Origin of the sequence: Desulfogranum mediterraneum DSM 13871 (assembly GCF_000429965.1) — a bacterium.
Lineage (GTDB): Bacteria > Desulfobacterota > Desulfobulbia > Desulfobulbales > Desulfobulbaceae > Desulfogranum > Desulfogranum mediterraneum.
The window spans coordinates 26661-41188 of sequence record NZ_KE387007.1; the positions used below are offsets into that span (position 1 = coordinate 26661).

Sequence of the window (14528 nt, forward strand, 5' to 3'; positions counted from 1 at the left end):
GCTGCAGACACCGCCCCTTTTTTTACTCCGCCAGGCAACCAAAGGCAAGTCCCTGGTATCAGAAAGTCAATTTTTCCTGGAAAAACCAACGAATGGGCCATGAATGGCTATTCATTAACCAGGCTCAGTAGCTCAGCTTGGTCCCTGCTGCGGCAAAGAAAAAGCGTTCCTTGAAGTGGTGGTGCAACCTGGCGCTGTTGTCCAGGCCGGTACAGTGGGAGGCGCCGATATGGGGGATCTCAAAGGCCTCCAGGGCCTCCACCGTGGCCTGAAACTGGTCGCTGCCGGCAAAGCCCAGGTGGGTGCCGCCAAAGAGGGCATGGATGGGTTCGCCGGGGAACCGGGCGCTGACGTGGTTGAGGATGTTGATCAGACCGGCATGGGCACAGCCCAGGATGACCACCAGGCCCTGATCCGAGCGGACCACCAGGGACTGGTCGTCCCGGAGCTGGTCCTGGACCCATCTCCCTTCACCGGCCGGGCATTTCATATGGGGATCAGGCGGCTCAAAGGTGGAGATCCTGGGAATTTCACCGCTGAGGAAGATCCTGGGGAAGATCTCGGTCAGCTCCCTGATGGGGAGGAAACGGGCACCCAGGGACTCCAGGTATTCCCGGCGAAAGTGGATGCCGATCTCCCGGCACTCCTCGTCCTTGAGCCAGTAGCGGCTGCTGAAGCCATCGGGATGGAGAAAGACATCCGTGGGGCCGGTGCGGCGGAGGGCATCGGGCAGGCCGCTGGTGTGGTCATAGTGGCCATGACTGATGACGATTCCGTCCAGCTGGTCCAGGTGAACGCCCAAGCGCTCGCTGTTGTGGAGCAGACCCAGGCCCTGGCCGGTGTCAAAGAGGATCTGGTGGTCGTCGGTGGCCACATGGACGGCCCAGCCGTGTTCGCCGATCAGGCCCAGGGCGGTGGTCACTGAATTTTCACAGAGTACCGTACAGTCACATCGCATAGCTGCCTCCTCAATCGCTGTTCATGTTGTCTGGCAGAAAGTGTATACCCTCCAGCTACAGTCTCTACTGCCAGGGCCAAGGGTTTTCCAGGAAAAGTCCAGTTGCCTGCCATTTTTCTTGCTGGGTTCCAGGGTAAAAGAACTGCTGTCCTGCTCAGGCTGAGTCTGTGGGACGGCTGGTGGGACAGCCCCCGTGCTGTCGCCGAGGGTGGGCTTGGGGCTGAAGCGGAGCAGCTCGATCAGACCAACTCCGCCATCACCTGGTTGGCCAGGGGCTTGCCCTTGGCGCTCAGGCGCAGCCGGGAGCCCTTGAGCTCCACCAGCTGCAGCTCCACCAGCCGGCTGAGGGTCTGGCCGTAGTAGCTGAGTCCATCGATGCCGAAGCGGCGGTGAAGGGCCTCCAGGTCCACCCCCCGGATCAGGCGCAGGCCGATGACCACGGATTCGCGAAAGTAGCTCTCCTGGTCCAGGGTCTCCTGGTCCCCCCAGGCCGGGGTGCCGGCGGCCACGGCTCGGCAGAAGCGGCTGAGCTGCTTTATTCCGGTCCAGCGCCTGCCCCCATGGCCGCTCACCGCAGCCGGTCCCAGGCCCAGGTAGCTGCCGTTATGCCAGTAGTTGAGGTTGTGACGGCACCGGTGGCCGGGGCGGGCATAGTTGGAGATTTCGTAGCGCTCCAGGGGGCTGGAGCCGAGGATGATCCGGGTCTGTTCCATCATGGCCAGGACCTCCTCCTCCCCGGGCAGGCGGAGCTCCCCCCGTGCCACGGCCCTGGTCAGGGGCGTACCCTCTTCCAAGGTGAGTTCGTAGAGGGAGAGGTGATCCGGTTCCAGGGCCAGCACCGTTTCCAGGGTCTGCCGCCACTGCGCCGCGTCCTGGCCAGGGAGGCCGTAGATCAGGTCCAGGCTGAGGTCGCTGAAGCCTGCCGCGCGTGCCGCCTGAAAGGCGCGTAGCGCCTCTTCCCGGTTGTGGCCGCGGCCGATCAGGGCCAGGGTGGCATCGTCCAGGGACTGGACCCCGATGGAGAGGCGGTTGAAACCGGCCCGGCGCAGTGAGTTCATCTCCCGGGGGCTGATGGTGGCCGGGTTGATCTCCATGGAGACCTCGGCCTGGGGCTCCAGCCGGAAGGCCCGGGCCAGGCGGCCCAGGAGCTCTGCCGGCAGTTCCCTGGGCAGGATAGAGGGGGTGCCGCCGCCAAAGAAGATGGTGGCAAAGGGGAGCCGGTCCCAGGGGGGACGGCGGCTGAGCAGCTTCAGTTGGCCGAGCACAGCCTGGTAATAGTCGCGGATATCTGTGGGGCTGCCGACAAAGGAGCTGAAGCTGCAGTAGCTGCACTTGCTCTGACAGAAGGGGACATGGAGGTAGAGGCCGGGGCCGATGGCGGTCATGATCGCTGGTTCACTGGCTGGGGAGCGGGTTGTCTGGTGAGCAGGGGGCGGAGCAACTGTTCAGCCCAGCTGGGCCAGCAGCCCGCTGCACTGTTCACGGATCTGCTCCATCCGGCCATGGTCGGCAAAACTGTAGACCTCTTTGCCGGCGCCGATGATCAGGTGGTCCAGCAGCCTGATGTGGAGGAAGGAGCAGGCCAGGTAGAGGGAGCGGGTCAGCTCCTGATCCTGGCTGGAGGGCATCAGTTTGCCTGAAGGGTGGTTATGGGCGATGACCAGGGCCGCGGCATTATGGGCCAGCGCCTCTTTGATCAGTTCCCTGGGGTAGATGGTGTTGACCGCCACCGTGCCCTCGGCCACCACCCGGGCATCGATAATGCCGTGGGCACTGTCCAGAAAGACCACGGTGAGTACCTCTCGCTCCAGGCCCCGCATGGTGTGGATCAGGTAGTCGGCCACCTCCCGGGAGGAGTGGAGATAGTGTTTGCCTTTCAAGCGCTGGCGGAGGTAGCGGCGTGCCACCCCCTGGATGAGCTGGAGGGCAAAGACGTTCTTGGGGCCGATCCCCTTGATCCCTCTGAGCTCATGGCCAGGGGCATCCAGCACCGCAGGCAGGGAACCGAAGTGGGCCAGGGCTGCCCGGGCCGCTGCCTTGCAGTCCGAGCGGGGGGTGCCGAAGCTGAGCAGCAGCTCGACCAGTTCTCCATCGCTGAAGGCCTCGATTCCCTGGTCCAGGAACTTGTCCCTCAGCCGCTGGCGATGGCCCCGGCCCTTCTGCTGCCACTGCTCCCTGTTCACGGCCTTTGTCCCAAGGGCTTAGGGGGTGTTCAGCTCTTGCTGAAACAGCTTGTTGGCCAACTTGGGATTGGCCTTGCCCTTGGTGCGCTGCATCAGCTGGCCGACAAAGAAGCCCATCACCTTGGTCTTGCCGTCGCGAAACTGCTGGGCCTGTTCCTGGTTTGCGGCAATGATCTCCCGGACCATGGCCTGGAGTTCGCCCTCATCACTCATCTGGACCAGTCCCTTCTCCTTGACAATGACCTCCGGATCCTGGCCCTTGTCCAGCATCTCGGCAAAGACGGTCTTGGCGATCTTGCCGGAGATGGTGTTGTCCTCGATCATCTTCAGCAGCCGGGCCAGCTGGCTTGGCCGGACCGGGCAGGCCTCGATCTCCTCGGCCCCATACTCACGGAGCAGCTCGGTGCCCATGAAGTTGCCCAGCTTCTTGGCATTGCCATACTCGGCCAGGGCCAGCTCAAAGTAGTCGGCCAGTTCCCGGGAACTGGTGAGGATCTCGGCATCATAATCGTTTAGGCCCAGCTCCTCGCAGAAGCGCCTGCGCCGGTGGTCGGGCAGCTCGGGCAGGCCTGCGGCAACCGTGCTGATCCAGTCCTGGTCCACCACCACCGGTACCAGGTCGGGATCAGGGAAGTAGCGATAGTCATGGGCCTCCTCCTTGCCGCGCATGGTCTCGGTCTGGGCCTTGTCCGGATTCCAGAGCAGGGTCTGCTGGATGACCCGGCCGCCGTCCAGAAGGACGTCCCGCTGCCGCCGGACCTCGTACTCCATGGCCAGCTGGACGTTTTTAAAGGAGTTCATGTTCTTGAGCTCGGTGCGGATTCCAAACTCCTCCTGGCCCACCGGCCGCAGGGAGATGTTGGCATCACAGCGGAAGCTGCCCTCCTGCATGTTGCCGTCGCAGATATCCAGGTAGCGGACAATGGCGTGGAGCTTCTTCAGGTAGGCGGTGGCCTCGGCCGGGGAGCGGAGATCCGGTTCACTGACGATCTCCAGCAGGGGGGTGCCGGTGCGGTTCAGATCAACATGACTGACCGGCTCGAGCTCGTCATGGACCAGTTTGCCAGCATCTTCCTCCATGTGAATCCTGGTGATGCCGATGGTCTTTTTGGTTCCCTCCACCTCGATCTCCAGTTTGCCGTGCTCGGCAATGGGCAGTTCAAACTGGGAGATCTGATAGCCCTTGGGCAGGTCGGGATAGAAGTAATTCTTGCGGGCAAAGATGTTCTCCTGGTTGATGGTGGAGTCTGTGGCCAGGGCCAGCTTGATGGCCGCCTCCACCACCTGTCTGTTCAACACCGGCAGGGAGCCGGGCATCCCCAGGCAGACCGGGCAGGTATGGGTGTTGGGCGGAGCCCCGAATTCCGTTGAACAGCCGCAAAATATCTTACTTTTCGTGTTCATCTGGGCATGCACTTCCAGCCCGATTACAATTTCAAAATCCATGGAAATCCTATCTCTGTGCAAAAAATGTGTTAACGGTGGGGGGATTGGTTCGAGCTAATCCTGATACTCCTGATACTCCTGCTTATCCTGGCTGGTATCCGGGGCGATCCAGTTGCGGATGTGGACCAGCTCCTCGGTCCATCTGTTGGTGGCACGGATGGAGATGAACTGGGCGAAGAGGCTGTTGACCAGAAAGGTCAGCTCTTCAAACAGGGCCACCCGCTCCAAGATCTGGCCCTCCAGGCTGTCCGGATCTTTGCCGCCATCCTCGGTTCCCGCCGTCTTGGGCAGGCGGACGTTGCGAAATTCCAGGGTGGCTGCAGCCAGGGTGACCCCGTACTCATGGTCTCCCCGGGCCAGGCGCAGGCGGGCCTGTTCCGGTTTCTTGGCCAGGCGCAATCCTTCCCGGGCCTCTTTGAGCTCGGTCTGCAGGCCCCGGCAGATCACCTTTTCGCTGGCCTCGCCTTCGCCGTACTCCAACAGCATGTGTTTTTCAAAGATAACAAGGACGTCGCCGATCCCGGGAAGGTCGACATAGCCTCCCCTTTCCTCGGACTTGTACCATAACCAGGCGAGAAACTCCTGGCCGAGAAACCTTTTTTCCTGTATCAGATCAACAAGATCCATTGATGATGTCCACTGTCATAAGTGATGGTTGCCGGGAGGGTCGGCTGCGACCTTCCCGGATAAAAGCCGGCATGATTAAAGCGCTCTTTTCTTCCAGGAACCCTACGCGCCCTTTCCCCCTTTCCTTGGAGCATTCGCACCCATCTTCCGTCCTGGCGGCGAGGCCGGTATCCAATCAGGAGGCCTGGGAGTCCGTCGGGCTCAAGAAAAGTGAAACATGTAATTTGTTGTAATTATTGTATTTAATTCAAAAATCGATATTATGCGAAAAGTATCAATAGCTTATCTGTCTCAAAGTTTGAAAGTCCGACAGACTCCTAGGGCGCCATACTGTTCAGGAATGACGACGACTACCAAAGCACCTACACCCTCGCGACAACATCTGACAGGAGAGCAAATAGTTACCCTGCCCAGATCCTCTCTACCGCATCCTGCAGACCGATATATAAAGGAGCTCTTTGCCCCTCATGCATACGTCTCTACCGTCATGCCCGCGCAGGCGGGCATCCAGGGTTGCTCCGCATATACTTTCCTTCTTTCACGTCTTGCCCCCGAAGGCTGAGTGTATTATTCCGTTTGCTCATTCAAGATGAAGACGCAAGGATTCTTCTTCATTCCTTCAAAACTGGATTCCCGCCTTCGCGGGAATGACGCTTCATCTTCATCTTGATCAGCGGAGTACCTCCCAGGAGTCTGTCGGACTCAAGAAGGGCTAAGCCTGTAATTTGTTGTAATTATTATATTTAATGAAAAAATCGATATCAAGCGAAAAGTATCACGTTGTGTAATATCAATAACTTATCTGTCTCAAGGTTTGAAGGTCCGACAGACTCTTAGAGTTCAAGGGAGAGCGAACTTCCCTCTGACTGCTGTTCCTGTTGCCTCAATACCTGCTCAAAGATCGCCGTGGCCTGTTGCTGGTATTGGTCCGCCTCCTCGTTCTTTCGTTGACTGAGACAGACCTTGGCCAACTCCTGGAGGATGGCGCCCACACTGGGGTGCTCCTTGCCCTGGTTCTGCTCTGCAATGGCCAGGGTCTGGAGGTAACAGGCCTCTGCCTCGGCATACATCCGTTGGAGGCGGTAGGATTCGGCCAGGCTGTTCAGGCTGATGGCCAGTTGCGGATGGGTGGGGCGCAGGGTACTGCGGCGGATGGCCACCAGCTGCTCGTAGAGGGGCACCGCCTCCTTCTCCAACTCCAGTTCCATGCACAGGGCGGCCAGTTTTTCCAGGACCGCGCTGTTGTTGGGGTGGTCCTTACCCAGGCTCTTTTCCATGATCCCCAGGGCCTTCTTGTAGAGGGACAGGGCCTTGTCGTACTCGCCCAGGGTCTCCTGGAGTTCACCGATCTGGAACCAGCTGAGAGCCAACTCCGGGTGCTCCTGGCCCAGCTCCCTGGAGAAGAGGGTCATGGCCTCCTTGTAGAGGGGGCCGGATTTCTGGTATTGGCCGCTGACCACATAGGTATAGGCCAGGTCCCGTTTGATCCGGGCCAGTTCCAGCGGGGCAATGGCATGATCCTGGTTGCCCAGGCGGACACACTGCTCCAGCCAGTGGATGGCCTTGTCGTACCGGTAGAGTTGCCGGGCCGTGGTTCCGGCGGCATAGAGGTAGGAGAGCTTGCTCCCATCCTGGGCAATGGCCTGTTCGTAGCGGCCCAGGGCGGTGATCAGATCTATCCGGCACGCTGCCAGGCGACCGCTGTAAAAGGTGGCCCTGGCCTGGTCAGCTGAGCCCAGACCGCTGACCTCGGCCAGCAGGGCCTCTGCAGGGGCGGCCTCGCCGCTCAGCAGCTGTGCTCTGGCCTGTTGAGTTTTTTCCGGGTCCAGCTGGGCTTGGAGCTCATCGAGCAGCTGGAGCACCTCCTGGTAGCAGGCCAGTTCCTGGCGGTAGTTGTCGTCCAGGAGGGTGAGCTTGTCGTTGATGACCACCATCTTGCGCTGGAGGATATCCCGCTGTCCATCCTCCTGGGAGCTGATCGCCTCTTCCAGGGCCCGACGCTGTTGTTCTTCCTGGCTGTTTAAGCGGCTGCCATACTCCTCCAGGGAGAGGCTGATCGCTGCCACTGCTGCCAGGGGGGCCATCTCTTCCCTGAGTTCTGCCGAGGGTGCTGGAGACGGCTTCTCTTGCCGTCCGGATGGGGCGTCCGCCTGGCCAGTTTCAAGCGCTTCGACCTCTACCTCTGCTACCTCTGCTTCTACTTCTTCTACCGCTTCGGCCAGCGCCTCTGCAGCGACGGCAGCCTCGGTTTGCCCTGTCGTTGCTGCCGCTCCGGTCTCTTCTGAGCCAGGCTGGGCAGGTTCAGGCTCATCGCCGCCAGGTGCCTCGGCTTGAATCTCGGGTTCCGGGCTGGCGACTGCTGCTTCGGGCAACGGCTCGGGCTCGGCTTCCGGTTCAAGCTCAGGCTCCGCTTCAATTTCAAACTCAAGCTCAAGCTCTGCCTGCGGTTCCGCTCTATCCTGTGCAGCCGCAGCCATTTCCTCCCGCTCCTCCTTCATCTCTGTTTGAAGAGGAGGCGGGGGCAGTTCCTCTTCCGGGCTTTCCGGGGCCAAGGGGCCAGCTACCTCATGTCTAGATACCTCATCCGCTGTCACGGTTGCAGGCGCAGCAACCTGTTCCTGGTCGGCGGGTTCCTCGCTCACCAGAGGTTGCGGCTCTTCTTCGGTTTCCAGAGCTGCAAGGGGGGAGGGTGCTGCCTGCTCTACCTGTTCTTGGGGGCTTGGTGCACTCTCTTTTTTCTGGAGCACTTTTTTGACAACAACGACAACCACAAGCAGTACAACGATGCCAAGTCCGAGAAGCAGGTAGATATTCATTGTCCCTCCGTATGGATAGGTGGTGAGTAGGCGAGCGTTTCTCTGGGTACAACAGGGGCTTAGAGCAGGATGGCCGGCCCCATGTTGTCGTATCCGGCCGCAGCCTCTCCCTCTGCCATCCTCTGGCCGATCAGCCAGGGGATCTGGAGTACCAGCGACATCTCAAAGGTCTCCTTGAACAGATCCTCCAGCAGGGCATGGGCCTTCTTGCTGGTGGAAAAGAAGAGCAGGGTGTTGTCGGAGAGGTTCCAGCAGAGGTCGTAGGTGGAGGGGATGGGGGCTGATTTGCGGACCAGTTCTGCCCGGACCCGTTCCTTGATCTCCAGGCGGGCGGCCCGGCTCAGGCGGGGTAGCTCTTTTTCCTGCTTGATCCGTTCCTCTTCCTTCATGGTGTACTTCTTGAGGACCGCCGGCGAGACCTTGCGTTCGTCGATTCGCATGGTCAGGACCACGTAATCACCGGCTGCGTAGGAGCTGTAGGCAAAGTCTGAATCAAACATGTTGGCCACCGAGACCCAGCCGATGGAGTATTCATCCATGGTGTCGTCTATGTCCTGGAAACTATGTGCCACCACCCGATCTGCAACAAAGTCCCAGAAATGATCAGGTAGTTCGCCTGTGACTGAAAAGCGTGTAAATGATGCCGAGCCCGAGAGTAATCCCATAACCGTCCACAATTTCAAGATGTTTTTTATGTGCCCCGCCCGGGGCGCACTTTTTTTGTTTCGTCTCCAGGGTATCTCGAATACGCAGGTTTTTCAATCAGAGTCAAGCCGGGCGGAAAAATTCGGGATAGCCATACCTTTGAAGGTATAGGGGACAACTCCAGGTATGATGCCGACTTGGCAGAAAAAAGAGCTCTTCAAGCTGGCCTTTAGTGATATAGCAAACCTGGAAAGAGGCAACAAGATATTTAGATGATCTGGATTGATTAGAGGAGAGAGGATTCCCCCAGGGCCCCGCTTTCTGCCGACAGGGAACTCTGGCAGCTCGATCCGGGACCCCTCTGGGTGGGGGGAGGGGCAAGCCGGAAGGAGCAGGGGCAGGCAGCGATCAGGAGGGCTCTGTTATTTCTTGGCTGCGCTCTGCCAATAAAAGAAGCAGTCCCTTTCTTTTTTTGTTGACACCCTCGGTTCAAACGAGTAAAAAGGGCTCCTCAAAACACGGGGGTCGTTAACTCAGCCGGTAGAGTATCTGCCTTTTAAGCAGAGAGTCGCGCGTTCGAGCCGCGCACGACCCACCATTTTTATATACAGACCTGTCCCCATCGTCTAGTCAGGTCCAGGACACCGGCCTTTCACGCCGGCAACAGGGGTTCGAATCCCCTTGGGGACGCCATATACAAAGGCCCTGGGCATCATGCTCAGGGCCTTTTCTGTTTTCAGGGCTTCGGCTGGAGAGAGCCTTGGCCGCGGATGGCAACTCTTCATCTCTCGGGTTGTTGCCGTTATCGCTCCCCAACCGTCCCGAGCAGGTCGGGGAAGGGTTCTTCAAGTCTGAAAAAAAAACGTCTCTTGGTACAACTCCCTGTTGACACCAGCCACGGAACCGGGTAAAAGAGCACCTCGAAACACGGGGGGTCGTTAACTCAGCCGGTAGAGTATCTGCCTTTTAAGCAGAGAGTCGCGCGTTCGAGCCGCGCACGACCCACCATTTTTATATACAGACCTGTCCCCATCGTCTAGTCAGGTCCAGGACACCGGCCTTTCACGCCGGCAACAGGGGTTCGAATCCCCTTGGGGACGCCATATACAGAGGCCCTGAGCATCATGCTCAGGGCCTTTTCTGTTTTCAGACCACCTTGAAGCGTTGCCCCCTCTTTATCCCTCGACCATATTGTTGAACAAAGGATTCCGGAGAGAGGGCCCCAGGAAAAGTGGAGAAGCATGGCCTTTTTCAGCCATTCTATGGTAAGATATACTATGGTTTGCGTTTTTGATAGTTAAGGAGTCAGGGGGAGGGGAGCGATCCTGAAGCCGACTCCGAAGAGGAGAAAGGGGCGGAGAGTATCTTTCAGCTCTGTCTTCAACAAGCCAACTGTTGCCCAGCCTGACCACTGTTCTATGCTTCAGCCCAAGACCCTGCAGCAGCGCACCATTATCTATCTCATCCTGCCGGTCTTTCTTTTCCTGACCCTGGTGGGGCTGGTGGGTTTTCGGGCGGTGAGGAGCCTGCTGCTCGAGCAGTGGGGCCAGACCGCCCTGGCGCAGCTGGACAAGGCTGCCCACAATATCGATATGCAGCTGAAGCGGCCCAAGGATCTGCTGCTGCTCCTGGATGGGATCAGCAGGGCAGATGCAGAGCGTCGGGTGCACGAGTTCATTGTTGAGCGACTCCGCCAGCTGGACGGAGTGGTGGCCATTGATACCCAGTGGCCTGCCCGCCTGGCCAGTCAGGGGCTGCGGATACGGCGACCGATGGAGTTGTACCAGCGACACCGTCGGCGGGAGGCCGTTCCTGTCGGGCGATTGGAGGTCAAGCCGCCCCAGTATACCGCCGAGTTGGGTAAAAAAACGGTCCTGCTCTCCAGTCAGCTGGCCAACGCCAGCAACGAGCTGGTCGGCAAGGTGGAGGTGATGCTGGATTTCGGCCGGCTCATTGCCCAGACCACCCAGTCGGAGTGGTGGCAGACCTATACGGCCTATATCATTGATCAGGAGGGCCACATCCTGGCCGGAACGACCGCTGCCGATTCAGGCCTTCCGCTCGACCACGCCCTCAGCTTCGGGGAGGCAGGTGCGTTGGAACAACGGACCCTGGAAGCCTTGAGACAGGAGCGCTCAGGGCTCATCTTCGGTACAGGCTCGCCACCCACGGAAATCAGCGGTTTCTACCGTCTGCATGAGGCCCCCTGGACCATGGTGATCATAGCCCCGGGAGAAGAGGTGCTCCAGCCCATTGTTCGCTTCCGGGCGATCTCCTTTCTTGCCTTCCTCTCCTGTATCGTGATCCTGCTCTGGTTCATCCGTTCAAGTCTCAGCAAGACCACCCAGGCCATTGAACAGGTCTCACAGGCCGCGGATGACCTGGCCAACGGTCTGTTTTCCCGTCCCCTGGAGGTGACCAGCGAGGACGAGGTGGGCGATCTGCTGCGCAGCTTCAACCGGATGACCAGCCAGTTGCAGCGAGGGGTGCAGCTGCAGAGGGCCATGGCCATTGCCAGGGAGGTTCAGCTGACCCTGCTGCCCCAAAAGGACTATCTCGGTCAGGGGCTCACAGCCAGCGGGATCAGCATCTACTGTGACGAGACCGGCGGGGATTACTTTGACTTCATAGAGTCGGAACATCGCCCCGGCACCGTCCATCTGGTGGTGGGCGATGTGGTCGGTCATGGGATCGGTGCCGCCCTGCTCATGGCTACCCTCAGGGGGCTGCTGCGGGCCAGGGTTCAGCAGGAGGGGAGTGCGGACGAGCTCATTGGCGATGTCAACCGCTACCTCTGTCGGGATACGCTCCCCTACGGCAACTTTTCCTCCCTCTTTTACCTGGAGATTGAAGCCGAGCGTCGTCTGATCCGCTGGGTCAGGGCCGGCCATGATCCGGCCCTGCTCTATCTCTGCCAGGAGGAGTGCTGGCGTGAGCTCCAGGGGCAGGGAATGGTTATGGGCCTTGATCCCGGGGCCGGATTCCGGGGAGACAGCCTGGTGCTGGGGCCGGGGCGCCATATCCTGCTCATCGGCAGTGACGGGGTCTGGGAGGTGGAAAACGAAGAAGGTCAACCCTTTGGCAAGGAGCGGCTCAAGGAGGTCGTCCGCCACCATGCCCATGCCCGGCCCAGAGAGATCCTGGAGCGGATCACCGAGGCGATTACCCGTTTCAGGGGCCGGGTGGAGCCGGTGGATGATATCACCCTGGTTGCCGTTGCCCTGGAGGCCGAGGCTGCAGATCGCCCCGCTGTGATGACGGTGCAGGAATCAACAGGGAGAGATGATGGCTGAGCAGGAATCGATCTCCATGGAGGTGACCAAGCGCTCCCTGCTGTTTTGGGCCTTTCGCGGCAACCTGCGCCTCCAGCTCCTCCTGCTGGCGCTGATCGCTGTCCTGGTGGTGGCCCGGGTGGTCCCGCTGGAGATGCAGAAACGGATCGTCAATGAGGCCATCTTTCTCCGCCGCTTTGACGACCTGCTGCTCTACTGCGGGATCTATCTGCTGGCGGTCACCATAACCGGGGGGACCAAGCTCTGGATCAACTTTCTCCAGGCCACCATCGGCGAACGGGCCTTGTTGGCCATGCGAAGAACACTCTATCGCCACATCCTCAGCCTGCCCCTCCACTTCTTTCGCAGTACCCAGCCCGGGATGGTGGTCAGCTCGCTGATGACCGAGCTGGCCTCGGCAGGCTCCTTTGCCGGGATGGCCCTGGCCGTGCCGGTGGCCAATGTCCTGACCCTGCTGGCCTTTGCCGGATATCTGCTCTGGCTCAACCCCCAGTTGGGTCTGCTTACCCTGGCCATCTATCCCCTGGTGGTCTTCCTGATCCCCTATCTTCAGAAAAAAGCCAACCGACTCAACAAGCAGCGGGTGGATCAGTCCCGGCAGGTGGCTGGCCAGATCACCGAATCCATCACCGGGATCAACGAGATCAATGTCCATGGCGGCTACTTTGCCGAGCAGGGGAAGTTCAACCGCCTGGTGGAACGGCTGCGCTCCATCCGGCTGCGCTGGATGTTATTTCGTTTCAGTATCAAGACCGTGAACAACTATTTTGTCAGTCTGGGGCCCTTTGTGGTCTTTATTTTCGGTGGTTATCTGGTGATGAACGGCCGCTTGGAGCTCGGTTCCATGGTCGCCTTTCTCTCTGCCCAGGAAAAACTCTACGATCCCTGGAAGGAGTTGATCGAGTATTACCAGTCCTACCAGGATGCCTCCATCCGTTACCGGCGGACCATGCAGACCTTTGATCGTCGGCCCGAGGTCCCCCTGGATGATTGGCAGCAGGCGCCCCTGGCGATCAAGGGCCGATTGATCCTTCGGGATGTGGGCTACCGGACCGCCGAGGGCAAGGAGCTGCTCCGGCGGGTCAGTTTTTCCCTGGAGCCTGGCCAGCATCTGGCTCTGGTGGGCTTCTCCGGCAGCGGCAAATCCACCCTGGTGCAGTGTGTCGCCAAGATGTTTGCCTATACCAGCGGCTCCATTCAACTGGATGGCAGAGAGGTCAAGGCTCTCTCCAAGGCAGAGATCATTCAGCAGCTGGGCTATATCTCCCAGAATCCCTTTATCTTTTCAGGATCCATCCGGGAGAATCTGCTCTATGCCCAGCGTGCGGCTCGCCATGCAGTGGCCGGCACACCGCAGGGGGAGGAGGACCCTTCGCTGGACCAGCTAATCCTCAGTCTCCAGCAGGCCGGCTTTTTTGTAGATGTGGTTCGCTTTGGCCTGGAGACCCGTTTGGAACTCTCCACCGAGGCCATCAGGGCCAGGGTCGTTGCCATCCGGAACCGCTTTCGGGCAAATTTTGGGGAGCGTCTTGCCGAGTATATCGAATTCTACGATCATCAGGCCTGCCTCCACCACGCCAGCATCCTGGAGAATATCATCTTTGCCACCAGCACGGATCCGGCCTTTGCCACCACCAGGCTCCCCGAAGACCCCCGGTTCCGAGCCTTTCTGGTCGCACATGGGCTGGTGGCGCCCCTCCTCCACCTGGGGCTGATCCTGGCCAAAGGCTCTGTCGAGTATCACCTGGCCAAGGCCGGAAAACCGGATGGAGAACCCTCTGTTGCTCCAGGCGAGTCCACAGGGCATGAGCCTCCCACCCCCATGAAGGCTCAGGAGCTGGTCGCCTATACGGCCCTGCTTCATCGTCTGGACGAGGCGGGGCTCGACCAGCTTGCAGCCGAGGACCGGGATTGTCTGCTGCGTCTGGCCCTGGCCTATACCCCGGCCATCCATACGGTCTGCGCCATGCCGGCTGAGCTGGAGGGCCATATCCTGATCTGGCGGGATGCCTGGAAGGTGTGGAGCCGCCGTAAACTCCCCGGGGTCTTTACCTATCTGCGCCGGGATGCTCCCATCTTTGATCAGTCGGTGCTCAACAACATCCTCTTTGGCAGGATCAAGAGCGGTCCCAGGGCTCCCCAGGAGAAGATCAGCCAGGCCATCATCCATCTCCTGATCGAGGAAGATTGCCTGGAAGACGTTGCCGCAGCAGGGATGGAGTATCCGGTGGGCAATATGGGCGACAAGCTTTCCGGTGGTCAGAGGCAGAAGCTGGCCATTGCCCGGGTACTGCTCAAGGAGCCTGTCCTGATCCTCATGGATGAGGCCACCTCGGCCCTGGACAACGCCTCCCAGACCAGGATTCAGCGTCTGATCCAGGAGCGGTGGAAGGGGCGGCGAACGGTAATCTCCGTGGTCCATCGTCTGGACACGATCAGGGGCTATGATGCCATCGGGGTGCTCAAGGGTGGAGAGTTGATGGAGTACGGGGGCTATGAGGAGTTACTCGAGCGAAAGGGGGGCCTGCATGAACTGGTTGGCGGACACCGTTGAGGAGAG

The 14528-nt window shown here is 59.8% G+C and carries 9 protein-coding genes and 4 tRNA genes; 6 read left to right on the top strand and 7 right to left on the bottom strand.

Annotation, left to right across the window (positions count from 1 at the left end; translation table 11 throughout):
* Positions 1–124: 124 nt before the first annotated feature.
* The 7 genes from G494_RS0119520 to rdgC all read right to left on the bottom strand — a co-directional run bounded on the left by G494_RS0119520 (position 125) and on the right by rdgC (position 8602).
* Positions 125–958: an MBL fold metallo-hydrolase gene (locus tag G494_RS0119520; protein ID WP_028585863.1), complete on the bottom strand. Its 834-nt coding sequence runs from the start codon at positions 956–958 to the stop codon at positions 125–127.
* Between the two features lie 239 nt (positions 959–1197).
* Positions 1198–2343 carry a radical SAM family heme chaperone HemW gene (gene hemW / locus G494_RS0119525; RefSeq protein ID WP_028585864.1) on the bottom strand — a complete coding sequence of 382 codons (1146 nt, stop codon included), beginning with the start codon at positions 2341–2343 and terminating at the stop codon, positions 1198–1200.
* A 60-nt stretch (positions 2344–2403) separates the two neighbouring features.
* The gene (gene radC / locus G494_RS0119530; RefSeq protein ID WP_028585865.1) at positions 2404–3141 is read right to left on the bottom strand and encodes a RadC family protein; all 738 of its coding nucleotides are present in this window, start codon (positions 3139–3141) and stop codon (positions 2404–2406) included.
* An 18-nt stretch (positions 3142–3159) separates the two neighbouring features.
* Entirely contained in the window at positions 3160–4587 is a 1428-nt protein-coding gene (gene gatB, locus G494_RS0119535; protein WP_028585866.1) for an Asp-tRNA(Asn)/Glu-tRNA(Gln) amidotransferase subunit GatB, read from the bottom strand.
* Positions 4588–4641: 54 nt separating this feature from the next.
* The gene (locus G494_RS24615; RefSeq protein WP_051305903.1) at positions 4642–5214 is read right to left on the bottom strand and encodes a hypothetical protein; all 573 of its coding nucleotides are present in this window, start codon (positions 5212–5214) and stop codon (positions 4642–4644) included.
* A gap of 833 nt (positions 5215–6047) precedes the next feature.
* Positions 6048–8030: a tetratricopeptide repeat protein gene (locus G494_RS0119545; RefSeq protein ID WP_028585867.1), complete on the bottom strand. Its 1983-nt coding sequence runs from the start codon at positions 8028–8030 to the stop codon at positions 6048–6050.
* Positions 8031–8089: 59 nt separating this feature from the next.
* A complete protein-coding gene (gene rdgC, locus G494_RS0119550) occupies positions 8090–8602 on the bottom strand; it encodes a recombination-associated protein RdgC (protein WP_232362605.1) in 513 nt (170 codons plus the stop codon).
* Between the two features lie 595 nt (positions 8603–9197).
* On the opposite strand from rdgC, the gene G494_RS0119555 reads away from it, so the two are divergent.
* The 6 genes from G494_RS0119555 to G494_RS0119580 all read left to right on the top strand — a co-directional run bounded on the left by G494_RS0119555 (position 9198) and on the right by G494_RS0119580 (position 14522).
* Positions 9198–9273 (top strand) — tRNA-Lys (locus tag G494_RS0119555).
* A 17-nt stretch (positions 9274–9290) separates the two neighbouring features.
* Positions 9291–9368, top strand: a tRNA-Glu gene (locus tag G494_RS0119560).
* Between the two features lie 239 nt (positions 9369–9607).
* Positions 9608–9683, top strand: a tRNA-Lys gene (locus G494_RS0119565).
* A 17-nt stretch (positions 9684–9700) separates the two neighbouring features.
* Positions 9701–9778, top strand: a tRNA-Glu gene (locus G494_RS0119570).
* Positions 9779–10093: 315 nt separating this feature from the next.
* Positions 10094–11968 carry a SpoIIE family protein phosphatase gene (locus G494_RS24620; protein WP_035247700.1) on the top strand — a complete coding sequence of 625 codons (1875 nt, stop codon included), beginning with the start codon at positions 10094–10096 and terminating at the stop codon, positions 11966–11968.
* A complete protein-coding gene (locus G494_RS0119580; protein WP_051305904.1) occupies positions 11958–14522 on the top strand; it encodes an ABC transporter ATP-binding protein/permease in 2565 nt (854 codons plus the stop codon). Before G494_RS24620 ends, G494_RS0119580 begins: the two co-directional genes overlap by 11 nt.
* The last annotated feature ends 6 nt before the right edge of the window (positions 14523–14528 follow it).

Bases quoted from the DNA above. Each gene is read 5' to 3' on its own strand.
- G494_RS24615 (WP_051305903.1), bottom strand. From the start codon at position 5,214: ATGGATCTTGTTGATCTGATACAGGAAAAAAGGTTTCTCGGCCAGGAG.
- G494_RS24620 (WP_035247700.1), top strand. From the start codon at position 10,094: ATGCTTCAGCCCAAGACCCTGCAGCAGCGCACCATTATCTATCTCATC.
- hemW (WP_028585864.1), bottom strand. From the start codon at position 2,343: ATGACCGCCATCGGCCCCGGCCTCTACCTCCATGTCCCCTTCTGTCAG.
- G494_RS0119520 (WP_028585863.1), bottom strand. From the start codon at position 958: ATGCGATGTGACTGTACGGTACTCTGTGAAAATTCAGTGACCACCGCC.
- G494_RS0119545 (WP_028585867.1), bottom strand. From the start codon at position 8,030: ATGAATATCTACCTGCTTCTCGGACTTGGCATCGTTGTACTGCTTGTG.
- G494_RS0119580 (WP_051305904.1), top strand. From the start codon at position 11,958: ATGATGGCTGAGCAGGAATCGATCTCCATGGAGGTGACCAAGCGCTCC.
- gatB (WP_028585866.1), bottom strand. From the start codon at position 4,587: ATGGATTTTGAAATTGTAATCGGGCTGGAAGTGCATGCCCAGATGAAC.